The sequence below is a fragment of the Nocardioides sp. NPDC101246 genome (assembly GCF_044767415.1).
In the GTDB taxonomy this organism is placed as follows: Bacteria; Actinomycetota; Actinomycetes; order Propionibacteriales; family Nocardioidaceae; genus Nocardioides.
In genome coordinates this window covers 364,474-390,804 of record NZ_JBIWNX010000004.1, presented here as the reverse complement: position 1 = coordinate 390,804, position 26,331 = coordinate 364,474, and the positions used below count along the sequence as shown (strand labels likewise).

At 71.8% G+C, this 26,331-nt stretch carries 24 protein-coding genes; 9 read left to right on the top strand and 15 right to left on the bottom strand.

Translation table 11 applies throughout. The features are described from left to right. Nucleotides 1-6 precede the first annotated feature (6 nt). From ACIRON_RS09660 to ACIRON_RS09650, 3 genes are all read right to left on the bottom strand, one after another. On the bottom strand, nt 7-696 hold the full coding sequence (locus ACIRON_RS09660) for an L-ribulose-5-phosphate 4-epimerase (protein WP_402992096.1): 690 nt from the start codon (nt 694-696) through the stop codon (nt 7-9). Further along, nucleotides 696-2,345 carry a xylulokinase gene (locus tag ACIRON_RS09655; RefSeq protein WP_402992094.1) on the bottom strand — a complete coding sequence of 550 codons (1,650 nt, stop codon included), beginning with the start codon at nt 2,343-2,345 and terminating at the stop codon, nt 696-698. Before ACIRON_RS09655 ends, ACIRON_RS09660 begins: the two co-directional genes overlap by 1 nt. A gap of 321 nt (nt 2,346-2,666) precedes the next feature. Continuing rightward, entirely contained in the window at nt 2,667-3,683 is a 1,017-nt protein-coding gene (locus ACIRON_RS09650) for a LacI family DNA-binding transcriptional regulator (protein WP_402992092.1), read from the bottom strand. Between the two features lie 101 nt (nt 3,684-3,784). Between ACIRON_RS09650 and ACIRON_RS09645 the strand changes: the two genes are divergently transcribed. The 3 genes from ACIRON_RS09645 to ACIRON_RS09635 are packed head-to-tail and all read left to right on the top strand — an operon-like array spanning nt 3,785 to nt 6,307. Beyond that, nucleotides 3,785-4,120: a hypothetical protein gene (locus ACIRON_RS09645; protein WP_402992090.1), complete on the top strand. Its 336-nt coding sequence runs from the start codon at nt 3,785-3,787 to the stop codon at nt 4,118-4,120. Nucleotides 4,121-4,179: 59 nt separating this feature from the next. Beyond that, entirely contained in the window at nt 4,180-5,124 is a 945-nt protein-coding gene (locus ACIRON_RS09640; RefSeq protein ID WP_402992088.1) for an SDR family oxidoreductase, read from the top strand. Nucleotides 5,125-5,158: 34 nt separating this feature from the next. Further along, nucleotides 5,159-6,307 carry a TetR/AcrR family transcriptional regulator gene (locus ACIRON_RS09635; RefSeq protein ID WP_402992087.1) on the top strand — a complete coding sequence of 383 codons (1,149 nt, stop codon included), beginning with the start codon at nt 5,159-5,161 and terminating at the stop codon, nt 6,305-6,307. A 4-nt stretch (nt 6,308-6,311) separates the two neighbouring features. Here ACIRON_RS09635 and ACIRON_RS09630 read toward each other — a convergent pair whose 3' ends face one another. Then, the gene (locus ACIRON_RS09630; RefSeq protein WP_402992085.1) at nt 6,312-7,526 is read right to left on the bottom strand and encodes an oxygenase MpaB family protein; all 1,215 of its coding nucleotides are present in this window, start codon (nt 7,524-7,526) and stop codon (nt 6,312-6,314) included. 165 nt (nt 7,527-7,691) lie between these two features. Here ACIRON_RS09630 and ACIRON_RS09625 point away from each other — a divergent pair, with 165 nt between their 5' ends. Genes ACIRON_RS09625 through ACIRON_RS09605 form a run of 5 tightly spaced genes read left to right on the top strand, consistent with a single transcriptional unit; the run spans nt 7,692 to nt 12,950 of the window. Beyond that, nucleotides 7,692-9,296, top strand: coding sequence for a succinic semialdehyde dehydrogenase (locus ACIRON_RS09625; RefSeq protein ID WP_402992084.1), 1,605 nt, complete (start codon nt 7,692-7,694; stop codon nt 9,294-9,296). Nucleotides 9,297-9,298: 2 nt separating this feature from the next. Continuing rightward, nucleotides 9,299-9,772, top strand: coding sequence for a DUF4334 domain-containing protein (locus tag ACIRON_RS09620; protein WP_402992082.1), 474 nt, complete (start codon nt 9,299-9,301; stop codon nt 9,770-9,772). Next, a complete protein-coding gene (locus ACIRON_RS09615; protein WP_402992080.1) occupies nt 9,769-10,833 on the top strand; it encodes an alcohol dehydrogenase catalytic domain-containing protein in 1,065 nt (354 codons plus the stop codon). Before ACIRON_RS09620 ends, ACIRON_RS09615 begins: the two co-directional genes overlap by 4 nt. 44 nt (nt 10,834-10,877) lie before the next feature. Then, nucleotides 10,878-12,023, top strand: a complete 1,146-nt coding sequence (locus ACIRON_RS09610; protein ID WP_402992078.1) for a glycosyltransferase — start codon at nt 10,878-10,880, stop codon at nt 12,021-12,023. Between the two features lie 9 nt (nt 12,024-12,032). Next, nucleotides 12,033-12,950, top strand: a complete 918-nt coding sequence (locus tag ACIRON_RS09605) for a LysR family transcriptional regulator (protein ID WP_402992076.1) — start codon at nt 12,033-12,035, stop codon at nt 12,948-12,950. Here ACIRON_RS09605 and ACIRON_RS09600 read toward each other — a convergent pair. From ACIRON_RS09600 to ACIRON_RS09550, 11 genes are all read right to left on the bottom strand, one after another. Further along, the gene (locus tag ACIRON_RS09600) at nt 12,845-13,768 is read right to left on the bottom strand and encodes a LysR family transcriptional regulator (protein WP_402992074.1); all 924 of its coding nucleotides are present in this window, start codon (nt 13,766-13,768) and stop codon (nt 12,845-12,847) included. The two genes, ACIRON_RS09605 and ACIRON_RS09600, sit on opposite strands and share 106 nt — an antisense overlap. 226 nt (nt 13,769-13,994) lie before the next feature. Then, complete coding sequence (locus ACIRON_RS09595) at nt 13,995-14,759, bottom strand: SDR family NAD(P)-dependent oxidoreductase (RefSeq protein ID WP_402992072.1); 765 nt, start codon at nt 14,757-14,759, stop codon at nt 13,995-13,997. Nucleotides 14,760-14,781: 22 nt separating this feature from the next. Next, nucleotides 14,782-15,912 carry a thiolase family protein gene (locus ACIRON_RS09590; protein ID WP_402992070.1) on the bottom strand — a complete coding sequence of 377 codons (1,131 nt, stop codon included), beginning with the start codon at nt 15,910-15,912 and terminating at the stop codon, nt 14,782-14,784. Next, entirely contained in the window at nt 15,905-17,638 is a 1,734-nt protein-coding gene (locus tag ACIRON_RS09585; RefSeq protein WP_402992068.1) for a class I adenylate-forming enzyme family protein, read from the bottom strand. Before ACIRON_RS09585 ends, ACIRON_RS09590 begins: the two co-directional genes overlap by 8 nt. Then, a complete protein-coding gene (locus ACIRON_RS09580) occupies nt 17,635-18,423 on the bottom strand; it encodes a crotonase/enoyl-CoA hydratase family protein (protein ID WP_402992066.1) in 789 nt (262 codons plus the stop codon). The genes ACIRON_RS09585 and ACIRON_RS09580 overlap by 4 nt, the downstream gene beginning before the upstream one ends. Before the next feature lie 20 nt (nt 18,424-18,443). Continuing rightward, a complete protein-coding gene (locus ACIRON_RS09575) occupies nt 18,444-19,595 on the bottom strand; it encodes an acyl-CoA dehydrogenase family protein (RefSeq protein WP_402992064.1) in 1,152 nt (383 codons plus the stop codon). Between the two features lie 14 nt (nt 19,596-19,609). Continuing rightward, nucleotides 19,610-20,614 carry an NAD(P)H-dependent flavin oxidoreductase gene (locus ACIRON_RS09570; protein WP_402992062.1) on the bottom strand — a complete coding sequence of 335 codons (1,005 nt, stop codon included), beginning with the start codon at nt 20,612-20,614 and terminating at the stop codon, nt 19,610-19,612. Beyond that, entirely contained in the window at nt 20,614-21,918 is a 1,305-nt protein-coding gene (locus ACIRON_RS09565) for an MFS transporter (protein WP_402992060.1), read from the bottom strand. The genes ACIRON_RS09570 and ACIRON_RS09565 overlap by 1 nt, the downstream gene beginning before the upstream one ends. 205 nt (nt 21,919-22,123) lie before the next feature. Beyond that, nucleotides 22,124-22,903: an enoyl-CoA hydratase/isomerase family protein gene (locus tag ACIRON_RS09560; protein WP_402992058.1), complete on the bottom strand. Its 780-nt coding sequence runs from the start codon at nt 22,901-22,903 to the stop codon at nt 22,124-22,126. Continuing rightward, nucleotides 22,900-24,048, bottom strand: coding sequence for an acyl-CoA dehydrogenase family protein (locus ACIRON_RS09555; RefSeq protein ID WP_402992056.1), 1,149 nt, complete (start codon nt 24,046-24,048; stop codon nt 22,900-22,902). The genes ACIRON_RS09560 and ACIRON_RS09555 overlap by 4 nt, the downstream gene beginning before the upstream one ends. A 48-nt stretch (nt 24,049-24,096) precedes the next feature. After that, entirely contained in the window at nt 24,097-25,317 is a 1,221-nt protein-coding gene (locus tag ACIRON_RS09550) for a CaiB/BaiF CoA transferase family protein (protein WP_402992054.1), read from the bottom strand. Between the two features lie 84 nt (nt 25,318-25,401). Between ACIRON_RS09550 and ACIRON_RS09545 the strand changes: the two genes are divergently transcribed. Then, nucleotides 25,402-26,331 (top strand): LysR family transcriptional regulator, encoded by a 930-nt coding sequence (locus tag ACIRON_RS09545; protein WP_402992053.1) that lies wholly within the window; start codon nt 25,402-25,404, stop codon nt 26,329-26,331.

Sequence of the window (26,331 nt, the reverse complement as noted above, 5' to 3'; positions counted from 1 at the left end):
CGCAGCTCAGTGCTGGCCGTAGACGTTCTGGTAGCGGTCGTAGAGCGCGTCGACGTGGCCTTGGTCGATCGGGAGCGGCTGGCCGAGCTGGCGCGCGATGTGCACCGTTCGGGCGACCTCCTCGCACATCACCGCGGCCTTGACCGCGGAGCGGCCGTCCTTGCCGATGGTGAAGGGGCCGTGGTTCCGCATCAGCACCGCCGGGCTGCGCGACTCGCGCAGCGTCTCGACGATGCCGTGCCCGATCGAGTCGTCACCGATGATCGCGAACGGACCGACCGGGATCGGTCCGCCGAACTCGTCGGCCATCATCGTGAGCACGCAGGGGATCTCCTCCCCGCGGGCGGCCCACGCGGTGGCGTAGGTGGAGTGGGTGTGGACCACGCCACCGACCTCGGGCATGTTGGCATAGACGTACGCATGGGCGGCGGTGTCCGAGGACGGCGACCGCTCGCCCTCGACGAGGTCGCCGGCCAGGTCGCACACGACCATCGCCTCGGCGGTGATGTCCTCGTAGGCGACCCCGGAGGGCTTGATGACCAGCAGGTCCTCGCCGTCGGGGTTCGGCACCCGCTCGGAGACGTTGCCGGCGGTCCACACGACCAGCTCCCAGCGGGGCAGCTCGGCGTGCAGCGCGGCGACGCGCTCCTTGGCGGCGTCGACGGCTTCGCGAAGAGCGGTGGGTACGCCGATCATCACTGGTCTCCTTCTGCGGTGTTGTCTGCGGTGTTGTCTGCGGTGGCGGGGGCGAGCGCGGCCACGGCGGCGCGCTCGATGTCCAGGCCGGCCTCGTAGCGCTCGAGGTAGGTCCGGAACCCGGCGAGGTCGGCCGCGTCGGGCTCGACGACCTCGAGGTCGATGTCGCCGAAGACGCGCTCGGCGAGGTAGGCGCTCAGGCTCGGCCCGTTCCCCTCCGCCGTCGCCCGGGCGTACGCAGCCAGGACCGCGATCCCCCAGGCACCGCCCTCGCCGGCGGTGCGGCCGACCGCGACCGGGGCGCCGATCGCGGCGGCGAGCAGCCGCTGGGCGACGCCCGCGGTGCGGAACAGGCCGCCGTGGGCGAACATCGCGTCGATCTCGACGCCCTGGTCGGCGAGGACGCGCATGCCGAGCGCGAGGGTGCCGAAGACGCCGTAGACCTGGGCGCGGGCGAACCCGGCGAGGTCGAGGCGGCTGCCGGGGGTGCGTACGAACAGCGGGCGACCCTCGTCGAGGCCGGTGATCGGCTCGCCGGCCAGGTAGTTGTAGGCCAGCAGGCCGCCGCCGTCGGGCGAGCCCTTCAGGGCCGCGGTCAGCAGGGCACCGAAGACGGCGTCGGGCTCGCTGGGGTGGCCGAGCGCGGCGGCGAACTCGCCGAAGACCCCGGCCCAGGCATTGAGCTCGCTGGCGCCGTTGTTGCAGTGCACCATCGCGACCGGGTCGCCGGCCGGGGTGGTGACGATGTCGATGGCGTGGTGGACGGTCGTCAGCGGGGCCTCGAGGACGACCATCGCGAAGATCGAGGTGCCGGCGCTGACGTTCCCGGTGCGCTTGGCCACGGAGTTGGTCGCGACCATGCCGGTGCCGGCGTCACCCTCGGGCGGACACAGTGGGACACCGGGCCGGAGCGTGCCGGTGGGATCGAGCAGCGCAGCGCCCTCGGGGGTGAGGTGGCCGGCGTCGGCGCCTGCCGGGAGGACCTGCGGGAGCAGCCCCTCGACCCGCAGACCGGGGCGCTTGGCGGCGGCCAGGTGACCGAGCTGCTCGAGCATCCGCTGGTCGTAGGTTCCGGTGGCCGGGTCGATGGGGAAGACGCCGGAGGCGTCGCCGACGCCGAGCACATGGCGTCCGGTGAGCGCGCGGTGGACGTAGCCCGCGAGCGTGGTCAGCGAGGCGATCTTCGGCAGGTGGGGCTCGTCGTCGAGGATCGCCTGGTAGAGGTGCGCGACCGACCAGCGCAACGGGATGTTGGTGCCGAAGATCTCCGACAGCTCGGCGGCGGCGACGGCGGTGTTGGTGTTGCGCCAGGTGCGGAAGGGCACCAGCAGCTCGCCAGCCTCGTCGAAGGCGAGGTAGCCGTGCATCATCGCCGAGACCCCGATCGACCCGAAGGTGTCCGGGCGTCGCCCGTAGCGGCGCTCGACCTCGTCGCCGAGGGCGGCGAGCGCGCCCTGTACGCCCGCCCAGACCGCGTCGAGCGAGTAGGTCCACAGGCCGTCGACGAGCTCGTTCTCCCACAGATGGGAGCCGGTGGCGACCGTCGCATGGTCGGGCCCGATCAGGCACGCCTTGATGGTGGTGGAGCCCAGCTCGATGCCGAGCGCGGTCTCTCCGAGGTCAGGCAGGCGGCCTGTTCGCTGCGTCATCACGGCTCCGTTTCTGCCCGACGGCTCGGGGTGGGGTTCGAGGCGATGTGAACGCTAACATATGACGGGCGGGTTACCGCTGGGTTCCCCGCAGACCCTCGTCGAGGCGTCAGCCCCGTCGGCCGAGTTGGCACCGTCGCGCCGACTCGGCCGACCCAGCTGACGACTCGACCGACCTAACCGACGACTCGACCGACCTAACCGACGACTCGACCGACCTAACCGACGACTCGACCGACCTAACCGACGACTCGACCGACGTAGGTGACGACTCGACCGACGTAGGTGACGTCTCGGCCGACGTGGGTGACGCCTCGGCTGTTAGCTGGGGATCTCGTCGGCGGAGGCCCGGACCACCAGCTCTGGCTCGAGCAGAGCGGGGGTCTCGACGGTCCCCTCGGCGATGGCCTTGGTGGCCACCTCGACCGCGAGCTCGCCGAGGGAGGCGAAGTCCTGGCGGACCGTGGTCAGCGGGGGCCAGAGGTAGGCGGCGTCGGGGACGTCGTCGAAGCCGACGACGCTCACGTCCTGGGGGACCCGGCGGCCGGCCTCGTGCAGCGCCCGGATCACCCCGAGGGCCATCGAGTCGTTGGCGGCGAAGACCGCGGTGACCGAGGGGTCGCGGGCGATCACGGCTCCGGCCTCGTAGCCGCTCCTGCTCGACCAGTCACCGAAGATCTCGGGCCCCGGCCGCGCGTCGGCCTCCCGGAGCGCGGCCAGCCACCCCTCCCGGCGCTGCCGGGCGTCGATCCAGCCGACCGGACCGGCGACGTGGGCGATGTTGCGGTGGCCGAGGTCGAGCAGGTACTGCGTGGCCAGCACGGCACCGGCGTGCTGGTCGATCCCGACCGAGCGCACCCCCGCCGGCGGGTCGCTGTGGATCATCACGACCTCGACCACGGACGCGAGCTGGGCGACCAGATCCTCGAACGACTGGTGCGAGACGCCGAGGAGCACGGCCTCGACCGCGTCGTCGAGCAGCGCCTCGATCGCCCGCTCCGCCGAGGTCGCCTCGAGGTGTGGCACCGGGCTCAGGATGACGTCGTAGCCGGCCTTCTGACCGGCCTGGTGCACCGATGCGGCCAGCGTGCCCGGCCCGTAGAGGTGCGGCTGGGAGTAGAGCAGACCCAGGCGTCCCGAGCGCCGCGTCACCAGTGCCCGCGCCGACTTGTTGCGTCGATAGCCCATCTCGTCGATCGCCGCCAGCACCCGGTCGCGGGTCTCGCCGCGTACGGCGTCGGAGCCGTTGACCACCCGGGACACGGTCTGGTGCGAGACCCCTGCCCGGGCCGCGACATCTGCCATGCTCGGCGCGTTCTTCGACTCAGGCGGGACCATGCTGTGATCCTAAGAGGCATCCGCGCCCCCGTCTCGCAGCGGCCTGCCACCAACGCCGACTCCGCACCGGATCTTGTCTCGAGTCGCTACCCTCCCCTGGCGTGCCTCAACTCATTCGTTCCACGCTCCGAACGGCGGCCCGCTTCGCGGCCGGGGCCCTGCTGGTCAACGCGATCCCGCACACGGTCAAGGGCGTGACCGGGCAGCGGTTCCCGACGCCGTTCGCGAACCCGCCCGGGGTCGGCCCCTCCTCCCCCACCGAGAACGTCGCCTGGGGAGCCGTCAACCTCGCTGCCGGCAGCGCGCTGCTCGCGGCCGGCTCACGTACGAAAGGCTCCAAGGTCCCGCAGGTGGTCGGCGGCGCCCTGATGGCGGTCTTCCTCTCCCGCTACTTCGGCGACGTGGACGCCAGGCTGGGATCGAGAGACCCTGGATAGATCCTCGGCGCCCTCGGAGGATGGATCCGACCCCGGACCCGCCAACGAGGAGCAGACCGATGCCACGTCGACCCATCGACATCACGATCCCCGACCTTTACGGCAAGCGAGCCCTGGTGACGGGGGCCAGTGACGGGATGGGGCTGGTGATGGCGACGCGGCTGGCGGCCGCAGGGGCGGAGGTGGTGCTGCCCGTACGCAACCCGAGCAAGGGCGAGAAGGCGCTGGCCACGATCCGCGGGCACGTCCCGGAGGCCAGGATCTCGCTGCGCGACCTCGACCTCTCCTCGCTGTCCTCGGTGACGGCGCTCTCCGAGACGCTGCTGGGCGAGGACCAGCCGTTCCACGTGCTGATCAACAACGCCGGCGTGATGACGCCGCCGGAGCGGCAGACGACCGCCGACGGGTTCGAGCTCCAGCTCGGCACCAACCATCTCGGCCACTTCGCCCTCGTCGCCCGGATCCTGCCGCTGCTGCGAGCCGGCCAGGCCCGGGTGACGTCCCAGGTGAGCGTCGCCGCGCGGCGCGGCGACGTCAACTGGGAGGACCCCAGCTGGGAGCACGGCTACGACGACATGTCGGCCTACAGCCAGTCCAAGATCGCCGTCGGTCTGTTCGGGCTGGAGCTGGACCGACGCAGTCGTGCCGGTGACTGGGGAATCACCAGCAACCTCTCCCACCCCGGCGTCGCCCCGACCAACCTGCTGGCCGCACGACCCGAGATCGGACGTAGGACCGACACCTTCTCCGTACGCATGATCCGCTGGCTCTCCGCCCGCGGGATCCTCCTGGGCACCCCCGAGACCGCCGCCCTTCCCGCGCTGCTGGCCGCGACCTCGCCCGAGGCGGCCGGTGGCCGGATGTACGGCCCCAGCGCGCCCGGGCACCTCGGTGGCCCGCCCGCCGAGCAGGCGCTCTACCGGCCGCTGCGCAGTCCCGAGGACGCGGCAAGGCTCTGGGAGGTCTCCGAGAGACTCACCAGGACCGCGCTCCCGACCAGCTGACCGGCGTACGACTCCGGCATGGTTGACTCGGCGCGTGAGCACGCGACCGCGCAACCGGCGCCAGCTGATCATCGAGGCGGCGGGCAAGGTCTTCAGCGAGCGCGGCTACCACGCCGCGTCGATGGAGCAGATCGCCGCTGACGTCGGGATCACGGCGGCGGCCCTCTACCGGCACTTCCCCGGCAAGTACGACCTGTTCCGCGACTGCGCGAACCTGCTCATCGACCACCTGCTCGAGGCGGTGTCCGACCTTCCCGACGACGCGGATCTCGAGCGGGTGCTGCGTACGATCGCCGAGCTCACCGTCGACCATCGCAGCTACGGCGGCATCTACCGCTGGGAGTCGCGCTATCTGGGCGCCGAGGACCTCGGCGAGATCCGGGTCAAGGTCGACCGGGTCGTCCGGCGTGTCGTGGCGGCAGCCGGTGGAGGCCCGGACCCGTCCGCCGACGACCGGCTCCGGGCCGTCGCGGCACTGGGAGCGATCGGCTCGATCACCACCCATCACGCCACCATGGCCAGGCGCCGACTGGTCGGCCTGCTGACCGAGGTCGGGCTCCGGGTCATCGGCACCGACGTGGCGTCGCTCCCGCGGACCGACCCGACGCGGGCGGAACCGGTCGAGGAACCGCCCGCCTCCCGCACCCGCAGCGCCGAGATCCTCGCCGCCGCGATCCCGCTCTTCGCGCGCGACGGCTTCGCGAACGTCACCCTCGGACACATCGCCGAGGTCGTCGGAGTGGCGCCGTCGGCGCTCTACCGGCACTACCCGAGCAAGGTCGACATCCTCGCGGCGGCGTGCCTCCAGGCGGCGACGATGCTCGACCAGTCGGTCCGCGAGGCCCTGCGCGATCCTGGTGACGCGACCGGCGCGGTCGCGGCCCTGGCTCGGGCGTACGTCGGCTACAGCTTCCGCCACCACCTGCTCACCCAGGTCGGCACGGCCGAGATCGCCGGGCTCCCCGAGCCGCTGCGTACGCAGCTGATCCGGGCCCAACGTGAGCACGTCGCCCTCTGGGAGGACCACCTGGTCGCCGCGCGGGACGACCTTGACACGCGCGCGGCGAGGGTCGTGGTCCATGCCGGACTCGGCGTGGTCGCCGAGTCCGGCCGGCTGCTCCACTGGCAGGACGGCAACGAGGAGAGGGTCACCGCCCTCCTGATGCACGCGCTCGGTCTCTGAGACCTCAGGACGGTCGGTTCATGTCGGGGATCTCGATCGGGGTGGTCTGGCCCGACTCACCGCCGTTGAGGAAGGCCATCGCGAGCGCCCTGACGAACTGGTCGAACATGTAGTAGGAGCCCGGCAGGACGTTGATCGTGCCCTCGCGGAACGCGATGTAGGCGGGCCAGGCGGTCTTGATCAGCGCGGCCGAGACGTAGTCGCGACGCAGGCCCAGCCAGTTGGAGACCTGGTCGCCGAGCGTGTAGCGGACGAACTCGTTGAGGAACCCACGGGTGACGCCCAGGTCGACCTGGGCGGTCAGGCCGAGAAGGGTCTCGGCGAGGCTGTTGCCTTCCGCGGTGGGCGCGAGGATCGGGGTGAGCACCTGCGCCGCCTGAGCGTGCGCATCCGCCCAGGTCTGCGGGATGAACCGGTCCTGGACGCCGAGCAGGGAGATGGCGACCTGCCAGGAATGCAGGAACGCCTCCTCCTCGGCGGCGGTCATCGGGATGCGCCACTCCTTGAACTTCTTGTGCACGAAGGTGCCGAGGCTGTGGAAGGTGACCAGGATGTCGCCGTTGCTGATCGGGATCTGGTTGTGCTCGGTGGCGCCCTCGCGCCATTGCGGGAGCTGCGGCAGCAGGTGGCGTACGGCTGCGTGCACCATCCGGGTCTTGTTGGCCGTGACGATGAACTGACCCTGGGGCTCGAAGGCGTGCAGCTGAGCCATGTCGTAGCCGAAGGTGAAGGTCTTGGCGGCGCGGTCCTGCATGTCGGCGCCCCCCTTGGACCAGTAGACCGACTTGGCCTCGCGCGGGATGACGGTGCTCATGATCCCGCTGCCGACGCTGTAGAGCGCGAACAGGTAGGTGTCCTTGCGGCGGTTGAAGTCCGCGGCCAGCGTCAGCTTGTCCATGTCGGCCCACTCGGGCAGCTGGTTGACGTCCTGCAGGTAGGCGGTGAGGTCCGCGGGCAGGCCGGTCGGCAACGGGTCGCTGTTGTCGACCCACGGGCGGATCGCGGTGTTGACCGCGGACACCTGGCCGTTGTCGAGCACCGACTTCATGATCGCGTCGATCCGGTCGTCCCAGACCCACTGCGGGTCGGCATACGTCGCCGAGCCGGCGATCGACCCTGTCGACGCCCAGCTCCACGACGGAGCGACACCCTCGGCAACACCCACGAAGCCGAGCGCCGCGCCCAGCGAGATGAAGCCTCTACGACTGAGATCTCCCATTGACTTACCTTCCACCTTTGGAGGGATTCGCTCGGCCTTTTGGGGGTCGACGCGAATGTGATTCCTGATTAACATACGGCCAGTGACGGACGTCACGCAATGGCTCTCGCCCCCTCATCGCGATGGCCGGGCAAATTTGTGAACCAAGATTAGAAATGGGCTGCCATGACGACCAGAGAAGACCACGCCGCACCTGTCACCGGGTCGGCGTTCCGGCCCGGATGGCTGACCGACGCCGTCCTCGACGATCTGCGTGCCCGGGTCTGCAGCGAGAACCCCGACGAGGCCACCCCCGACGTGGTCGCCCTGGCTCCCTATGACCTGCTGCCGACTGCCCCGGTGCCGAGCTCGTCGGTCCTCGACGTGACCTCGGCGGTCTCGCGCGGGCGGGTCGCGCAGCGGTCCTGGGCCGAGCTGCCACTGGCGAAGCGGGCTCAGATCGTGCTCGCCTTCCACGACCTCCTCGTCGCCCGCCAGGACCAGGTCCTCGACCTGATCCAGTGGGAGACCGGCAAGTCCCGCTTCCACGCCTGGCAGGAGATCGCCCAGGTCGCCACGATCGCGCGTCACTACGCCCGTCGCGCGCGCCGCTACCTCGCCGACAACCGGGTACGCGGCATGGTCCCGCTGCTGACGAAGGTGACCGAAGTGCGCGTCCCCAAGGGGGTCGTCGGGATCATCTCGCCGTGGAACTACCCGCTCTACCTCGGTGTCGGCGACGTGCTCCCGGCGCTGCTGGCCGGCAACGCGGTCGTCTCCAAGGCCGACCCGCAGACCTCGCTCACCATGCTGTGGACCCACGCCCTGCTGGCCGAGGCGGGGCTCCCCGCCGACGTGTGGCAGATCGTCGTCGGCGAGGGCGTACCGGTCGGCACGGCGCTGGTCGGTGAAGCCGACTTCGTCTGCTTCACCGGGTCCACCGCGACCGGGCGGACCGTCGCCGAGCAGGCCGGCCGCCGGCTGGTCGGGGCATCGCTCGAGCTGGGCGGCAAGAACCCGCTCATCGTGCGCGCGGACGCCGACGTCGACAAGGCCGTGGCCGGGGCGGTGGCTGCTGCGTACGCCAACACGGGGCAGATGTGCATCAGCATCGAGCGGATCTACGTGCACGAGTCGGTCTATGAGTCCTTCCGCGACGGCTTCGTCGCGGCGACCGCGGAGCAGCGGATCGGACAGGCCCTCGACTTCTCCGTCGAGCTCGGACCACTGATCTCGCAGCGTCAGCTCGACGCGGTCACCGCCCACGTGGAGGATGCCGTGGCCCACGGCGCGACGGTGCTCACCGGCGGCAAGGTCAGGCCCGATCTGGGGCCGCTCTGCTTCGAGCCGACGGTCCTGGAGGGGGTCACCCCGGAGATGCGCGTCTATGCCGAGGAGACCTTCGGTCCGGTCGTCGCGCTCTATACGTTCCGTACGGACGAGGAGGCGATCGCACTCGCCAACGAGGGCTGCTACGGCCTGTCGGCCTCGATCTGGTCGCGCGACACCACCGCGGCAGCCCGGATGGCACCGCAGATCCGCGCCGGGTCGGTCAACGTCAACGACGGCGCCGCGGCCGCGGCCGGCAGCATCGAGGCCGGGATGGGCGGGATGGGCGAGAGCGGCCTCGGCCGCCGTCACGGAGCCGAAGGCATCCGGAAGTTCACCGAGTCGCAGACGGTCGCGATCCAGCGGGTGATCCCGCTCGGCGCCGCGCCCGGCAAGGCCGAGTCCTTCGTCGAGTCGACCAACAAGCAGCTGACGCTCATGCGCAAGATCGGAGTCCGGTGATGGTGACCCTGCAGACAGCCGTACGTTTCAACGAGCTCCGCGCGATCGACGGCCCCGTCGACCCGGCCGAGCTCGACAAGGTCTGGGCGGGCCTCGACACCGTCGCGGCCTCGGCGATCCTCGGCCCCTGGCGCGGCTTCGCGTTCTCGACCGGGCACCCGATCGAGAAGACGCTGGCCACGAGCAGCTGGCACGGCAAGCGGTTCGACGCCCTCGACGACGCCAAGCCCCTCATCTGCCGCGCCGAGGACGGCTCTCTCTACTCCGACCTCAAGTCCGGCCGCGGCGAGGCGAGCCTGTGGAACATCGAGTTCCGTGGCGAGGTCACCGCGACCATGGTCTACGACGGGATGCCGGTCCTCGACCACTTCAAGCGCGTCGACGGCGACACCCTGATGGGGATCATGAACGGCAAGCCCTCCGTCGTGCTCGACCCGGCCGGGCGGCACTTCTACTTCGGGCTGGAGCGCGCATGAGCGAGCACGGAACGACCACTCAGGTGCTGCTCACCTGCGGCGATGCTCCGGCCGAGCTCGTCGAGGCACGGCTGGATGCGCCTCGCGACGACGAGGTGCTCGTCCGGATCGAGGCGGTCGGTCTGTGCCACACCGACCTCGCCACCCGGGCCGCGCTCGGCACCACTCCGGCCGTGCTCGGGCACGAGGGGTGCGGCATCGTCGAGCAGATCGGCGCCGCGGTCTCCGGCGTCCGCGTCGGCGAGCGGGTGGTGCTCTCCTTCCGCTCCTGCGGCTCCTGCGAGCGCTGCCTCGGCGGCGCTCCGGCCTACTGCGAGCAGTCCCAGCGGCTCAACAACGCCGGGCGCCGCCCCGACGGCAGCGCCACGGTCACCGTCGACGGCCACCCGGTATTCGCCTCGTTCTTCGGGCAGTCGTCGTTCGCGAGCCACGCGCTCGTGGCGGCCAGTGCCTGCGTACCCGTCGGGGACGTGGCACCCGAGGTCGCGGCCCCGCTCGGCTGTGGCTTCCTGACCGGTGCGGGCGCGGTGCTCAACGTGCTCCGGCCGGGCGCCGGCGACCGGCTGCTGGTCGTCGGCGCCGGTGGTGTGGGCGCAGCGGCCGTGCTCGCGGCACGTTCCGAAGGCGTCGAGGTGATCGTCGTGGAGCCGTTGGCCTCCCGGCGCGAGCTGGTCGGGTCGTTCGGCGCCAAGGCCTATGAGTCCTTCGACGAGCTGGCCGATCCGGGGATCAGCCACGCCCTCGACACCTCGGGCCGCCCCGAGGTGGTCGACCGCGTCCTCGGCCTCCTGGACCCGCTCGGCACCCTGGCCGTGGTCGGTCTGGGCCGGGCGCGAGCCGAGATCGACGTACGTCGCCTCATGCTGCGCGGACTCACCCTCCGCGGCTGCGTGGAGGGTGACGCGGTGCCTCACGAGCTCATCCCCGACCTGCTCCGACGCCACGCCGCCGGCACCCTCCCGCTCGACCGCCTGGTCACCACCTTCCCGCTCGCCCAGTGGGATGCCGCGGTCGCCGAACAACGCGCCGGGAGGGTGCTCAAGCCCGTTATGCTGCCCTGATTCTCGGGCATGGCCCGGAGCCACGAAACGGAACGGAGCCATGGATGCGCGTGCTGGTGTCGACGTACGGGTCGCGGGGAGACGTCGAGCCGATGGTGGCGCTCGCGGTCGAGCTGCAGCGGAGAGGCGCGGAGGTCAGCATGTGCGCGCCGCCGGACGGGGAGTTCGTCGACCTGCTGGAGCGGGAGGGTGTGGCGCACGTGCCGTTCCTGAAGCCGTGGCGGTCGTGGGAGCGGCCGCCGACGGCCGAGGAGCGTCATCAGCGGGTGACCGACTTCATCACGGCGCAGTACGACACGGTGGCCGAGGCCGCTGAGGGCTGTGACGTGGTCGTGGCCACCGCGATGTCGCAGTTCGTCGCGCCCTCGGTCGCCGAGAGGCTGGGCGTCCCCTATCACTACGTCCTCTTCTGCCCCGACGTCGTCGGCGGCCTGGACGGGCGCGGCTTCACCGAGCTGTTCAAGGAGCCGCTCGACGCTCACCGGGCCTCGATCGGGCTCTCGCCGGTCGAGGATGTCAGCGAGTTCATGTTCACCACGCACCCGCTCCTCGCGGCCGATCCTGTCCTCGGTCCGTGGCACGGGACCTCCCGCTTCGAGGTGACCCAGACCGGCGCCTGGACGCTCTCGGACGACCGCCCGCTCCCCGAGGATCTGACGGGATTCCTCGACGACGGGACGGAGCCCGTCTACGTCGGGTTCGGCAGCATGCGCACGGTCGGCGAGGAGGGCGTACGGGTCGCGATCGAGGCCATCCGCGCCCACGGCCGGCGCGTGGTCATCGGGCGCGGCTGGGCGGGACTGGACGTCATCGACGGTCGTGACGACTGCTTCGTCATCGGCGAGGTCAACCACCAGCGCCTCTTCGGCCGGGTCGCCGCCGTCGTCCACCACGGTGGCGCGGGCACCACGACCACGGCCTACCGGGCCGGCGCCCCGCAGGTGGTGGTGCCGCAGGCCGGCGACCAGACCTACTGGGCCGGTCGGATCGCCGAGCTCGGCCTCGGGATCGCTCACGACGGCGCCGCACCGACGCTCGAGTCGCTCACCACCGCTCTCGGTGCCGCCCTGACGCCCGCGGTCCGCGCGCGGACGACCGCGATGGCCGCCGAGGCCCGGGTCGACGGAGCCGCGATGGCCGCGGAGCTGCTGCTCGCCGGCGGGCGTCGACCCGGCGCCGGCCCGGCGTAAGGTCGCAGTGTGGACCTGCGGCTGCTGGAGTACTTCGTGGCCGTCGTCGACCACGGCGGCGTGACCAAGGCCGCCAACACTCTCTACATCTCGCAGCCGTCACTGTCTCAGGCGATCCGCAGCCTCGAGCGGGAGATCGGCGCCCCGCTCTTCGATCGCAGCAACCGCACCCTGGAGCTCAACGCGGCGGGCGCGGCCTTCGTCGAACCGGCGCGACGGGTGCTCCGGGAGGCGCAGGAGGCCCGGCGCAAGGTCGGGGCGGTGCGAGACCTGCGCGGCGGCCGGCTCACCGTCGCCGCGCTGGCGAACCTCACGATCACGCCGCTCTCCGAGCTCGTGAGCGAGCTGCGCAACCGGTATCCGGGGATCCAGGTGCACGTCGACGACCCGGGCAGTCCGGCCGGCGTGGTCGCCGCGGTGCGGCAAGGGCGGGCCGAGGTGGGGCTGACCCAGTTCTCCACCCCGCCCGAGACGCTCGCCGTCGACGAGCTGTGGACCGAGCGGGTGATGCTGGCGATGGCTCCCGAGCTCGCGGCCGACCTGCCCGACCCGGTGCCGCTGGACCTCGTCCGCGAGATCCCGCTGGTGCTGGAGGTCGACGACCGGCTCAGCAGCGTCATCGCGGACCCGGAGATTCGTGACGCGATCGGCCAGGTGGCGGTCCGCTGCGCCCACCGGCAGGCGATCTGGGAGCTGGTGGCGATGGGCGCCGGAGCGACCTTCCTGCCGGAGCGCCTGGCCGAACGCGTCCTGCGCAAGGTCGCGCTCCGCGCGATCGAGCCGGAGGTACGCCGCCGGGTCGGGGTCGTCTACCGCGCCGATCAGCTCTCCCCTGCCGCCCGCGCGTTCGTCGAGCTGGCCCGGGCAAGCTCGACGAACGCCTCGGCCGCCGGGGAGAGCGTCTCCGGCTCGAAGACCAGCCCGTAGCGCCGGCTCAGCGCGGGAGCGAAGGAACGGACCTCCGCGCCACGCGCCCGAGCGAAACCGGCCAGGGAGCGCTCGATGAAGGTGCCGCCGACGCCGGCCAGGGCGAAGGCCAACCGGGCCTCGCGGTTCTGGAGCACCGCCGCCGGCGGTCGGAGCCGCCCGGCAGCGGCCATGGTGCGGACGATCTCCTCGGCGTGCGAGCCGCCCGGAGGAACGATGACCAGCGGGAGGTCGGGCAGCTCCTCCCACCGGATCGGGTCGTGCGCGGGGACGTCGCTGCCCGCAGGGAACGCGATCCAGAACTCCTGGGTGCCCAGCTCGAGCACGTCGAGCGGCCGGTCCCGGGGACTCGGTCGAGCACCCGCGTCGTAGGGAAGGTGGCACACCACGATCTCGCAGCGGCCGCTGCGCAGGGCGACGGTGGGGTCGTCATCGCTCTGCTTGCCGATGCTGATCAGCACCTTCGGATAGCGGCGGCGGTACTCCGCGACCAGCGCCGGCACCATCCCGGTGCCGAGCGCCGGGATCGTGGAGAGGTCGAGGCGGCCGTGGAGCTGACCCTCCCGGTCGCGTACGGCACCTTCGGCCGCGGCGACGCCGCGCAGGATCCGCCGGGCCGAACCGACCATGGTCAACCCCGCGGAGGTCGGCACCATCCCCCTCCCGATCCGGTGGAAGAGGGCGGTGCCGAGCTCGCGCTCGAGCGAGCGCAGCGCCTGCGAGATCGTCGGCTGCGCCACGCCGAGCGCGGTCGCGGCGGCATGCACGCTGTCGTGGTCGACGACGGCGAGGAAGTAGCGCAGGTGGTGCACGTCCATGGCCCCAACCTAGGGCCTGTTTCGGAATGTGGAGCGCCGGCTCCGCGCCGCCCAGCACGCACTCTCGCGGCGTTGCCGCCTCTCATCAGACACCCGGTATGCCTTCGAGACGGCGCCTTGCGAGGGGCCACTTCGTTCAGACCCGCACTGGACGACGCGGCGCTCGGCGCCACATTCCGAAACAGCCCCTAGGCCGTACGCCGGGACCGGCCGCCCGAGCGCCGGCTCAGCGCGGCGCCATCCGGATCGCGCCGTCCAGCCGGATCGTCTCGCCGTTGAGGTAGCCGTTCTCGAGGATGGTGCCCGCGAGGTGGGCGAACTCGTCGACATGACCGAGTCTGGCCGGGTTGGGGACGGTCGCCTCCAGCGAGGCGCGTACGTCCTCGCGCAGCCGGGCGAGCAGCGGGGTGTCCATGATGCCGGGCGCGATGGTGCACACGCGGATGTGGCGGCTCGCCAGGTCGCGTGCGGCGGTCAGGGTCATCCCGACGACACCCGCCTTCGACGCGGTGTAGTTGATCTGCCCGATCTGTCCTTCGTACGCAGCCACCGAGGCGGTGAGCACGATGGCGCCACGCTCCCCGTCGACGACGTCGAGCCGCGCCATCCGCTCCGCGCCGAGCCGCAGCGCGTTGAACGAGCCGACCAGGTTCAGCCGGACCACGAACTCGAAGTCCTCCAGCGACCCGGCACTGCCGTCCTTCTCGAGGATCCGCATCCGGCGACCGGCACCTGCGCAGTGGACCAGCCCCCGGAGCCCGCCCTGGGCGTCGGCGATGTCGAGTGCGGCGGCGAACTGGTCGGCGTCGGTGACGTCGGCGGGGGCGAACGTGGCGTACTCCCCCAGCTCGGCGGCGACCCGCTCTCCGTCGGAGCCCGGCAGGTCGATCAGGGTGACCCGGCCGCCCTCCTTCAGCAGTCGGCGTGCGGTGGCGAGGCCGAGTCCGGAGGCTCCTCCGGTGACGGCGGTGGTGAGGCCTTCGAGGCGCATGGATGGTCCTTTCGCAGGTGTGTCAGAGGAGTTCGAGGACGGTCGCGTTGGCGAGGCCGCCGGCCTCGCACATGGTCTGCAGGCCATAGCGGATGCCGTTGTCGCGCATGTGGTGGACCAGCCGGGTCATCAGGATCGCTCCGGAGCCGCCCAGCGGGTGGCCCACGGAGATCGCGCCGCCGAGCGGGTTGAGCCGCTCGTCGAGGCCGCCGGTCTCGACCTGCCAGGCCAGCGGCACCGGCGCGAACGCCTCGTTGACCTCGTAGGCGCCGATGTCGCCGATGCCGAGCCCGGCGCGCTGCAGCGCCTTGGCGGTGGCGGCGATCGGGGCGGTCAGCATCATCACCGGGTCATCGCCCGCCAGGGCCGAGGTGTGCACCCGCGCGATCGGCTGCCACCCACGGGCGGCGGCGGTCTCGCTCGAGGTGATCAGCAGCGCCGCGGCGCCGTCGGAGATCTGCGAGGAGTTGCCGGCCGTGATCACGCCGTCCTCGCGGAACACCGTACGCAGCCCGGCGAGGGTCTCCACCGAGGTGCCGCGTCGCAGCCCCTCGTCGGCCTCGAGACCGGCGATCGGTGCCAGCTGGCCGGCGAAGGCGCCGGAGTCGATGGCCGCCGCGGTGCGCTCGTGCGACCGCGCGGAGTACTCGTCGAGCCGGGCCCGCGAGAGGCCCCACTTGTCGGCGACCAGCTCGGCGCCGATGCCCTGGTTGAACCCGTCGACGCCATAGCGCCCGAGCACGGACTGCGGGTACGGCACGCCGCCGGCGACGGCGCTGCCCATCGGCACCCGGGTCATCGACTCGACGCCACCGGCGATCGCGATGTCGTAGTGCCCCGCGATCACACCGGCGGCCGCGAAGCTGACCGCCTGCTGACTCGAGCCGCAGCGGCGGTCGACCACGGTGCTCGGCACCGACTCGGGCCACCCGGCCGCGAGCACGCCGACCCGGCCGATGCTGCCGGACTGGTCGCCGACCTGGCTCACACAGCCCCAGACGACGTCGTCGACGGTCGCCGGGTCGAGGTCGGTGCGCGCCGCCAGCGCGGAGAGCACGTGGGCGCTGAGGTCACCGGGGTGGAGGTCGGCGTACGCGCCGTTGCGCCTGCCGATCGGGGTGCGGACGGCGTCGACGATCACTGCATCACGCATGGGGGTCTCCTGGTTCGTTGTCGCTGGGTTCGTTGGCGATGGTCCGGAGCTCGGTCTTGAGGATCTTTCCGGCGGGGTTGCTGGGCAGCCGGTCGACGACGTGAACGGCGCGGACCTTCTTGTAGGGCAGCACCCGCTCCGCGACGTACGTCATCAGCGCGGCCGCGTCGACCCGGCGGCCCGCGGCGGGCACGACGAAGGCGACCGGCTCCTGGCCGACCGCGGTGACCTCACGGCCGACGACGGCGGCGCCGTCGACGTCGGGGTGGGCGACGAGCAGGTCCTCGAGCTCGCGCGGGTAGACGTTGTAGCCCTTGTAGATGAGCATGTCCTTGGCTCGGTCGCAGATGAAGAGGAAGCCGTCCTCGTCCACGTAGGCGATGTCGCCGGTGTTCAGCCAGCCCTCGACGTACTGTGCCGCGGTGGCGTCGGGGCGCTCGAAGTAGCCGTCGGTGACCTGCGGTCCGCGGACCCACAGCTCGCCGCGCTCCCCGGGCCCGAGCGGCCGCTCACCCGGCACGCCGGAGCGGATCTGGAGCTCGGTGTCGAAGACCGGGAGCCCGACGCTGCCCTGCTTGCGCAGCCCGTCACGGAAGGCGATGCCGCCCGAGACCAGACAGGTCGCCTCGGTGAGGCCGTAGCCCTCGAGGATCGCCGCCGACGGGAACAGTCCCTGCAGCGCCTCGAGCGTCGGGCCGTCGATCGGCGCCGCCCCCGAGGAGACCACCCGGACCGAGGCGAAGTCTCGCCCGCCGGCGTCGCCCGCCGCCCCGACCAGGGCGTGCCACATGGTCGGGCTCCCGGTGATGTACGTCGCCCGCTCGCGCTCGACCAGCTCCAGCATCCGGGTCGGCTCGAAGCGGCCGAGCAGCACCTGGGTGGTGCCGCACACGTGCAGGAAGCTGCTGTTGATCAGCGCGTGCGCGTGGAACATCGGCGAGACCACGATGCTCACCGCGTCCCCGGGCACCACACCGGCCCCGGCCGCGTCGGGCAACGGTGTCAGCGTGCACCCTCCGCCGGGGACGGCGTCGATCGCGTGACCCGCCCGCCAGCCGGTCATCTGCGCCACGTTGGCGACCACGTTGCGGTGCAGCACCCGCACCGCCTTCGGGACCCCGGTCGTGCCGCCGGTGTAGGCGAGGTGCGCGACGTCGTCGGGTCCGACCCCGGCCTCGGGCGGGGTCGTGGGCCGGCCGGCGACGAAGTCGGCCAACGCGACCGCACCCACGGGCAGGTCACGTGTCGCCGGCGCCGCCGAGGTGCCCGGCACAGCGACCACCGTACGCAGCCCGGTGCCCGCCCGCGCCTCGTCGAGCACGGCCACATGCTCGGGGTGCGAGAGCGCCGCGACCGCGCGGGTCTCCTCGATCTGCGCCCGCAACCCGGGCGCGGGCTGCAGCGGGTTGGTCGGCGACACGGTCGCACCGGCCAGCAGGATCCCGTAGTAGGAGGGCAGGAACCACAGCGAGTTCGGCTGGTGCAGCACGACGACGTCGCGGTCACGGACACCCGCGGCGCGCAGACCGTGCGCGATCGCGCAGGCCCGGGCGTGCAGCTCCGCGAACGTCAGTGTCTCCTCGCCGTCGCGCAGCGCGACCCGCTCTCCGTAGGCCGCCGCGGCGTAGGCGTTGAGGTCGCCCACGGTGATCGGGGCGTACGACAGCCCGCGGGGCAGCTGAGCCGGCCAGTGGCCACCGGTGGTCGGTGGCGTCGCGGTGCTCATCGGCCCTGCCAGACCGGGCGCCGCTTCTCGGCGAAGGCGCGCGCACCCTCGGCCGCGTCCTCGGACGCGAACACGGGCTCGACGATCGCCCGCTGCCGGGCGTACCGCTCCTCGACCGGCCAGCCTCGCGACTCGACCATCACCTGCTTGCTCGCCGCGACCGCGAGCGGGCCGTTGGCCGCGATCCGGTCGGCGAGGGCGATCGCGGCGTCGAGTGCGGAGCCGTCGTCGACGACCTGGTTGACCATGCCGATCTCCTGGGCCCGCTCGGCCTCGAGGTGGTCCCCGGTGAGCGCCAGCTCCATGGCGACGGCGGGTGGGATCCGCTCGGGCAGCCGCAGCAGGCCACCGCCCGCGGCGACCAGGCCGCGCTTGACCTCGGGGATGCCGAACCGGGCGCCGCGCCCGGCGACGACCATGTCACAGGCGAGCACGATCTCGCAGCCGCCGGCGAGGGCGTACCCCTCGACCGCCGCGATGACCGGCTTGGCCGGTGGGGCCTCGGTGATGCCCGCGAAGCCGCGGCCGGGGACGCTCGGGCGCTCTCCGCGCAGGAACGCCTTGAGATCCATGCCTGCGCAGAAGGTGCCGCCGGCGCCGGTGATGACGCCGACGGCCAGGTCGGACCGGGCGTCGAGCGTGTCGAGCGCCGCGGCCACAGCCTCGGAGACCGCGCGGTCCACGGCGTTCCTGGCCTCGGGACGGTCGAGGGTGATGACGAGGACGCCTGGGCGTTCCTCGACGCGGACCGCGGCAGCGGTCTCGGGACGGGTGTCGATGCTCATCGGATGCTCCTCCTCAGCGGTCACAGACCGAGCGACTTGGCGACGATGGTCTTCATGACCTCGCTGGTGCCGCCGTAGATGCGGCTGACCCGGGCATCGGCGTAGAGCCTCGCGATCGGGTACTCGTTCATGTAGCCGTAGCCACCGTGCAGCTGCAGGCACTTGTCGACGACCCGAGCCTGCATCTCGGTCATCCACAGCTTCAGCGCTGCCGCGTCGGGGCCGGAGAGCTCGCCGCGGTCGTGCGCCTCGAGCGCCTGGTCGAGGTAGGCCTGACCGGCCGCGACGTCGGCGGCGCACTCGGCGAGCACGAACTTGGTGTTCTGGAACTCGGCGACCGCCTTGCCGAACACCTGCCGCTCGCGGGTGTAGTCACGGGCGAGGTCGACGGCGTGGGAGGCAGCCGACCAGGCGCCGACCGCGATGGTCAGCCGCTCCTGCGGCAGGTTGTGGCTGAGGTAGCCGAACGCCTGGCCCTCCTCGCCGAGCAGGTCCTCGAACGGCACCCGGACATCGTCGAAGGAGAGCTCGCAGGTGTCCTGCGCCTTCAGCCCCAACTTGTCGAGGATCCGGCCGACCTCGTAGCCCGGGCTCGTGGTGTCGACGACCAGGATGCTCAGCCCGGTGCGCCGGTTGGCCGGGTCGGGCGCGGAGGTCCGGGCGACCACCAGCACGCGGTCGGCGTTGTAGCCGCCGGTGATGAACGTCTTGGCGCCGTTGAGGACGTAGCAGTCGCCGTCACGGCGGGCGGTGGTGCGGATACCGGCGAGGTCGGAGCCGGTGCCGGGCTCGGTCATCGCGATGGCGGTCATCAGCTCACCGGCCGCGAACTCGGGCAGCCAGCGCTGCTTCTGCTCCTCGGTGGCGTACGCCAGCAGGTAGGGCAGCACCAGGTCCATGTGCACCCGGAGCGGTCCGAGGTTGATGTCGGCCCGCACCGACTCCTCGGTGACGATCGCGTTGAACTTGTAGGACGCCACTCCGGCGCCGCCGTACTCCTCCGGGACCTGGATCCCGACGATCCCGAGCTCGGCGGCCTGTCGGTAGAAGTCCCGCGGCGGGTGGCCGGCCCGCTCCCAGGAGGGGAAGTCCGGGGCGACCTGCTTCTCGAAGAACTGACGGACCGTGCCCCGGAAGGCCTCGTGGTCCTCGTCGAAGATCGTGCGCTGCATCGTTGCTCCTGAGGTCAGATGGACGTACGTGTCATGGCGGCCAGCCGGCCGGAGATGATGTCGCCGGCCTCGCCGAGGATCCGGTCGACGAGCTCTGCGACGGTGGGGATGTCGTGGACCAGCCCCTGGGACTGGCCGACGCTCCAGATCCCGAGGTCCGTGTCGCCGACCTCGTAGACCTGCTTGCCGCGAGCACCGGCGACCAGATGGCGTACGTCCTCGAAGACCGCGCCCTCCTCCAGACGGGCCACCACCTCGCGACTGACCGAGTTGCTGGCGACCCGGGCGGTGTTGCGCAGCGGCCGGAAGATCAGCTCGGTGTCACGCTCGGTCGCGGCGACGATGGCCTCCTTGACCTGGTGATGCACCGGCGACTCCACCGTGCACAGGAACCGGGTGCCCATGTTGACCGCGTCCGCGCCGAGCGCCAGCGCGGCGACCAGGCCGCGGGCATCGGCGATACCGCCGGAGGCGATCACCGGGATGTCGAGCCGTTGGGCGGTCAGCGGGATCAGCACGAGCCCGGTGACGTCGTCCTCGCCCGGGTGGCCCGCGCACTCGAAGCCGTCGATGCTGACCGCGTCGACGCCGAGCTCCTGGGCCTTGACCGCGTGCCTGACCGAGGTGCACTTGTGGATGACCTTCACCCCCGCCGGCCTGAACACCTCGACGTGCTCGGTGGGCGCGTTGCCGGCGGTCTCCACGATCGTGATGCCGGACTCGATGATCGCGTCGCGGTACTCGGCGTACGGCGGCGGGCTGATGCTCGGCAGGATCGTGAAGTTCACCCCGAACGGCCGGTCGGTGAGGTCCCGGGTGCGAGCGATCTCCTTGACCAGCGCCTCCGGCGTCGGCTGGGTGAGCATGGTGAGGCAGCCCAGCGCGCCGGCGTTGGCGACGGCGGCGACGAGCTCGGCACGGCCGACCCACTGCATGCCGCCCTGGACGATGGGGTGATCGACGCCGAAGGTCTCGGTGAAGCGGGTGTGGAGCACAGGGCCCGTGGTCGTCTCCGTCATCAGCGCGCCGCCTCGAGCAGCCGGGCCTTGTCGCGCTCCGGGTTCACCATCACCATGGCCGCGAGAGCGCCGAGGATCGCGAAGACCCCGAAGATCTGGAAGGCCCTGGCGAACCCCTCGGCCGGGGTGGCCGCGGCATCGACGATCACGCCGGTGACGTACGGCGCTATCAGGCCGCCGATCGCCATCAGGGCCAGGAAGATCCCGAGCGTGTTGGCCATCTGGCGCGGCCGGACGACCTCGGAGACCGCGGAGTTGAACAGCGGGAAGACGCTGGCGCCGAACGCGTAGCCGACCGAGACGACGACCACGGCCACGACGGGCGCGCCGAGGTAGGGCACCACCGTCATCGCGAGGCCGCACACGAGCAGGCCGGCCGCGGGCACGATGCCACGGAGCACCCGCGAGGTCGCGCCCCGGGCGAGCAGCCGGTCGCCGACGCCGGAGAGCAGGAACATCACGACCAGGCTGGCGATGCTCGGGAAGGCGAACATCGTGCCCGCCTGGACCTGGCTGTAGCCCAGGCCGAGCTCGAAGTAGGACGGCAGGAAGGTCAGTACGACCGTGACGAGTGCATACATCGACATCACCGCGAGGGCACCTCCGACGAACGTCGGCGTGGTGAGCACCGCCCGCCACGGCGAGACCGGCTCGTCGTCGTCCGGCGCGGGGCTTGCCTTGTCGGTGCCGTAGGGACCGACCCGCCAGGTCGGCAGCCAGCACGCGGCCCACACCACTCCCACGACGGCGAGCACCAGGAACGCGGCCCGCCATCCCTGGGTCGCCATCAGGATCGCGAGGACCGGTGCGATCGCGATCTTGGCGATCGACGCGGAGGCGGTGATGCACGCGGCGGGCAGGCCGCGCTTCTCCCGCGGGTGCCAGGAGAACACCGAGGTGTGCACGAGCGCGCTCGACGGGCCCTCGAGGAACCCGAGCAGCATCCTGCTGAGCAGCAGCACCGAGAACGTCGCCGAGAGCACCAGCGGCAGCATCGCCACGGACCAGCCGATGGCGAGGACCACGAGGGCTAACTTCAGCGTCATCCAGCGGTTCAGCGGGCCGGCGAAGAAGCCACCGATCGTGAAGGCCAGGAAGAACGCGCTCCCGACCAGACCGATCTGCGATGCGCTCAGCCCGAGCTCCCTCGCGAGCGGCTGGGCGGCGAGGCCGAACACGGCCTTGTCGGCCCAGTTGACGACGTAGAGCGAGACCAGCAGGCCGGTGAAGCCCCACGCCTCGGCGCGCGACTCACCCGCCTGAGTGTCGGCGCCCGAGGAGGCGGTGAGATGGGTTGCGGTCACGGTTGTCTCCTTCGCAGAACCACAGGGATCGCTGCCGTGACGGGCCGGTGTGCGGGCCGTCGTCGGGCGGCATCACCATGGTTGTGGCGACGGGTCCGGCACCGCAAAGACTCTTCGGCTAACCGATCGATAGGCGCTACCTATGACGACCGTCACACGTCGGCCATCGCTGGACCGACGCGCGAGAAGCGCCGCCGGCGGCTCCTCAGGCGCCGATGAAGTCGGGCCTCCGGCGCTCGAGGAAGGCCGCCCGGCCCTCGGCGAACTGCCGGCCCGCGAGCAGCTCGACCTGGAGGTCGGCCTCCGCTTCGAGTACGCCGTCGAGGCTCTGGTCGGGCTGGTCGAGGAGGCGCCGGGTGCCGGCCACCATCGGCGCGGAGAGGTCGGCCAGCCGCGAGGCCAGCTCGACGGCGTGGTCGAGGGCGGTGCCGTCCTCGACGACGGTCTCGACCGCTCCGATCCGCTCGGCCTCGGCCGCGTCGAAGGTGCGTACGGTCAGGAGCAGCTCGCGCGCCCTCCCCTGCCCGACGCGCCGCGGGAGCGTGTAGGCGAGACCGGTGTCGGGGCCGAGCCCGATCTTCCCGAAGGACGTCGAGAAGGTAGCCGAGCGGCCGGCGACCACCAGGTCGCAGGCGGCGGCCAGGGCGAGGCCGAGGCCGTACGCGCCGCCCTCGACCGCCGCGACGAGCGGCAGGTCGCCGGTGACCAGCTGGCGTACGACGGCGTTGACGACCTCGAGCCGCTGCCGGGCGACGTCACGGTCCTGCGACATCGACCGGATGTCGCCGCCCGCGGAGAACACCGAGCCCGCACCGGTCAGGACGACGGCACGCGCCTCCTGCTCGGCAGCCCGGAGCGCGGTGAGCAGGTCCAGCCGGTCGGCGAGGTCGAGCGCGTTGCGGCGCTCAGGGCGGTCGAGGGTGAGGATCCGGACGTGGCCACGGTCCTCGACCCGGACGGCCCCGGTGCGCTCCCCCGAGCTCATCCCTGGAACTCCTTGACCATCTGCTTGGCGATGATCAGCTTCTGGATCTCGCTGGTGCCCTCGTAGAGGCGGAACAGCCGCGCGTCGCGGTAGAACCGCTCGACCGGCACCTCGCGCATGTAGCCGAGGCCGCCGTGGATCTGGACCGCCCGGTCGGCGATCCGGTCGACCGCCTCGGTGCAGAACAGCTTGCACATCGAGGGTGCCGTCCGCCGGTCGCTGCCGTCGTCCCAGCTGCGGGCGGCCTCGAGGACCATCGCGCGACCGGCGTACGCCTCGGTCCGGCTCTCGGCGAGCATCGCCTGGATCAGCTGGAACTCCGCCAGCTTCTGGCCACCCTGGCCGTTGGTCGTGGCGTGGCGCAGGCTCTCCTCGATCAGCCGGTCCGCGAGCCCGACGGTCAGCGCCGCGATGTGCAGCCGGCCCTTGGCCAGCGAGCGCATCGCCGCGGAGAAGCCTTCGCCCTCGACCTCGCCGACCAGGTTCTCGGCAGGCACCCGGGCACCGTCGAAGAAGATCTCGGAGGTCGCGGCGCCGCGCTGGCCCATCTTGTGGTCCCGCGGACCGACGGTGACGCCGGGGGTGTCGGTCGGCACCACGAACACCGAGATGTTCTTGGCGCCCTCGGCGAAGTCGCCGGTACGGGCGAAGACCATGAGCAGGTCGGCCCAGATCGCGTTGGTGATGAAGCGCTTCTGCCCGCTGATGACGTACTCGTCGCCCTTGCGGACGGCGCGGGTGCGCAGGCCGCTCGGGTCGGAGCCGGCCTCGGGCTCGGTGAGCGCGAACGAGGCCACCAGCTCGCCGCTCGCCAGCCCGGGCAGGTAGCGCTGCTTCTGCCGCTCGGTGCCGCAGTTGACCAGCACCTGACCGGCGATCCCGTTGTTGGTGCCGAACATCGAGCGGAACGACGGCGTCGTCCAGCCGAGCTCCATCGCCAGCCGGACCTCCTCGGACATGGTGAATCCGAGACCGCCGTACTCCTCGGGGATGGCGTAGCCGAACAGCCCCATCGCCGCGGCCTGCTGCCGGATCCGGTCGGGGATCTGGTCGGTCTCCTCGATCTCGTCCTCGGCCGTGACGACCTCCTTGCGGACGAACGCGCGGACGGCGTCGAGGATCGAGGTGAACTCGTCGGGCTCCATGGGTGCTGCTCCTTCGTGCGAGGGGTTCAGGGCCGGGTCAGGGCTGGGTCAGGGCGTGGGAACGGGTACGTCGCCGGGCCGCCCGACCACACCGGCGGCTGCCATCCTGTCGATGCTGCCGGCGTCGAGGCCGAGCTCGGCGAGCACCGCATCGGTGTGGGCACCTAGCTCGGGGATCGCGCCCATCGGCAGCTCGACGTCACGGAACGTCATCGGCGGCAGGACGCCACGGACCGGCCCCGAGGGGGTGTCGACCTCGCGCCACCGGTCGCGGCCGGTGAGCTGCGGGTGGTCGACCAGGCCGGACATGTCGTTGATCTGGGCGGCGGGCACGCCGGCGGCGGCGAGCCGGGCGTCGAGGTCGGCGGTGGCGAAGCCGCGGGTGTGCTCGGCGACGACCGCGTCGCACTCCTCGCGGTGCTCGACCCGCAGCGGGTTGGTGGCCAGCCGGGGATGGTCGGCGAGATCGGGCCGCTCGAAGACGTCGGACACCAGCGCCCGCCAGCCGCGGTCGTTCTGGACGCCGATCAGGATCTCCCCGTCGGCGGTCGGGTAGGCGTCGTACGGCGCGATCGAGGCGTGGCTGAGCCCCATCCGGGGGATCTGCCGGCCGCCGTACATCTGCATGTACATCGGGTGTCCGAGCCACTCGACGGTCGCGTCGAACATCGACACGTCGACGATGCCGCCCTTGCCGGTGCGCTCGCGGCGGAACAGGGCCGCGACGATCGCCTGGCTCGTGTAGAGGCCGGCGGCGATGTCGGAGCTGGGGACGCCGGTCTTGGTCGCGGTCTCCGGGGTGCCGGTGACCGAGATCAGCCCGGACTCGGCCTGGATCAGCATGTCGTACGCCTTGCGGTCCCGCAGCGGGCCGCCGGTGCCGTAGCCCGAGATGCCGGCGACGACGAGCCGCGGGTGCCGTTCGGCGAGCTCCGCCGCGCCGAGCCCGAGGCGCTCGGCGGCACCGGGCGCGGCGTTCTGCAGGAACACGTCGGCACGCGCGACCAGCCGGCGGGCGAGCTCGGCGCCGTCGGGCGACTTCAGGTCGAGCGCCACCGACTCCTTTCCGCGGTTGAGCCAGACGAAGTGCGAGGCGAGGCCGTGCACCGCGTGGTCGTAGTTGCGGGCGAAGTCACCCTCGCCCACCCGCTCCAGCTTGATCACGCGGGCACCGAGGTCCGCGAGGTGGCGGGTGGCGAGCGGGGCCGCGACGGCCTGCTCGAGGGCGACCACGGTGATGCCGTCCAGCGGCAGCAGGTCGGTGGTCATGCAGAAGAGCATGGCCTGACTTCTTATGCCCGTCCAATACCTAATGCTTGGCTGATTGTTCCAACTAATGCAACAGTTGTCCTTATGGACCTGCACCACCTCGAAGCGTTCCTGGCCGTCGCCGAGGAGCTGCACTTCGGCCGAGCGGCCGAGCGGCTGCACATCGCCCAGCCGCCGCTGAGCCGCACGATCAAGCAGCTCGAGCGCGACCTCGGCACCCAGCTGTTCGACCGCACCACCCGGAGCGTCCGGCTGACCTCGGCCGGCGAGGCCCTCGTGCGACCCGCCCAGGACGTCCTCGAGGGCATGCGCACCGCGCGCCGGGCGGTGCGTTCGGCGGGCCGGGGCGAGACCGGGCGGGTCCGGATCGGGTTCGCCGGCCCCTCCTCCCACGTGCTGGTCGGACAGCTCGGCCGGATCGTGCGCGAGCAGCATCCCGGGATCGAGCTCATCCTGCAGAGCACCACCTACAACTACGAGGCGCTGCGCTCGCTGCAGGACGGCGAGCTCGACCTGGCGATCGCCCGGTGGCGGATCGAGCCCCAGGGGCTCGCGCACCGCGTGATCGCCGTCGAGCACTACGTGCTCGCCGTTCCCGCCGGCCACCGGCTGGCCGGGCGCGAGCAGGTCAGCATGGCGGAGTGCCGCGACGAGCCGTTCGTCGCACTGCCCGCCGACCCGGGCTCCAGCGTGCGTGACGCCTTCATCGAGACGGCCTCCCAGGCCGGCTTCGTACCGAACATCGTGCAGACCGCGCCGGACAGCTGGACCGCGGTCGCGCTGGTCGCGGCCGGAGTCGGCATCACGTTCACGCTCGACACCGCGCTCGCCAACGTCGTCCAGACCGGCATCGAGGTGGTCCGGGTGACCGAGTGCGATCGCCCCACCTTCCAGCAGCTCGCCTGGCGGCAGGAGGACCGGAGCCCGGCGCTGCACGCGGTGCTGCGCGCCTCGGAGGAGGCGCTGCCGACGCCGGACCTGCCCTCGACCCTGCCTTCTACCCTGCCCTCCTGA

What these genes read in the sequence shown, in the direction of transcription:
- ACIRON_RS09660 (WP_402992096.1), bottom strand. Translation starts at nt 696, where the DNA reads ATGATCGGCGTACCCACCGCTCTTCGCGAAGCCGTCGACGCCGCCAAG.
- ACIRON_RS09655 (WP_402992094.1), bottom strand. Translation starts at nt 2,345, where the DNA reads ATGACGCAGCGAACAGGCCGCCTGCCTGACCTCGGAGAGACCGCGCTC.
- ACIRON_RS09650 (WP_402992092.1), bottom strand. Translation starts at nt 3,683, where the DNA reads ATGGTCCCGCCTGAGTCGAAGAACGCGCCGAGCATGGCAGATGTCGCG.
- ACIRON_RS09640 (WP_402992088.1), top strand. Translation starts at nt 4,180, where the DNA reads ATGCCACGTCGACCCATCGACATCACGATCCCCGACCTTTACGGCAAG.
- ACIRON_RS09630 (WP_402992085.1), bottom strand. Translation starts at nt 7,526, where the DNA reads ATGGGAGATCTCAGTCGTAGAGGCTTCATCTCGCTGGGCGCGGCGCTC.
- ACIRON_RS09625 (WP_402992084.1), top strand. Translation starts at nt 7,692, where the DNA reads ATGACGACCAGAGAAGACCACGCCGCACCTGTCACCGGGTCGGCGTTC.
- ACIRON_RS09615 (WP_402992080.1), top strand. Translation starts at nt 9,769, where the DNA reads ATGAGCGAGCACGGAACGACCACTCAGGTGCTGCTCACCTGCGGCGAT.
- ACIRON_RS09610 (WP_402992078.1), top strand. Translation starts at nt 10,878, where the DNA reads ATGCGCGTGCTGGTGTCGACGTACGGGTCGCGGGGAGACGTCGAGCCG.
- ACIRON_RS09600 (WP_402992074.1), bottom strand. Translation starts at nt 13,768, where the DNA reads ATGGACGTGCACCACCTGCGCTACTTCCTCGCCGTCGTCGACCACGAC.
- ACIRON_RS09595 (WP_402992072.1), bottom strand. Translation starts at nt 14,759, where the DNA reads ATGCGCCTCGAAGGCCTCACCACCGCCGTCACCGGAGGAGCCTCCGGA.
- ACIRON_RS09590 (WP_402992070.1), bottom strand. Translation starts at nt 15,912, where the DNA reads ATGCGTGATGCAGTGATCGTCGACGCCGTCCGCACCCCGATCGGCAGG.
- ACIRON_RS09585 (WP_402992068.1), bottom strand. Translation starts at nt 17,638, where the DNA reads ATGAGCACCGCGACGCCACCGACCACCGGTGGCCACTGGCCGGCTCAG.
- ACIRON_RS09580 (WP_402992066.1), bottom strand. Translation starts at nt 18,423, where the DNA reads ATGAGCATCGACACCCGTCCCGAGACCGCTGCCGCGGTCCGCGTCGAG.
- ACIRON_RS09575 (WP_402992064.1), bottom strand. Translation starts at nt 19,595, where the DNA reads ATGCAGCGCACGATCTTCGACGAGGACCACGAGGCCTTCCGGGGCACG.
- ACIRON_RS09570 (WP_402992062.1), bottom strand. Translation starts at nt 20,614, where the DNA reads ATGACGGAGACGACCACGGGCCCTGTGCTCCACACCCGCTTCACCGAG.
- ACIRON_RS09560 (WP_402992058.1), bottom strand. Translation starts at nt 22,903, where the DNA reads ATGAGCTCGGGGGAGCGCACCGGGGCCGTCCGGGTCGAGGACCGTGGC.
- ACIRON_RS09555 (WP_402992056.1), bottom strand. Translation starts at nt 24,048, where the DNA reads ATGGAGCCCGACGAGTTCACCTCGATCCTCGACGCCGTCCGCGCGTTC.
- ACIRON_RS09550 (WP_402992054.1), bottom strand. Translation starts at nt 25,317, where the DNA reads ATGACCACCGACCTGCTGCCGCTGGACGGCATCACCGTGGTCGCCCTC.
- ACIRON_RS09545 (WP_402992053.1), top strand. Translation starts at nt 25,402, where the DNA reads ATGGACCTGCACCACCTCGAAGCGTTCCTGGCCGTCGCCGAGGAGCTG.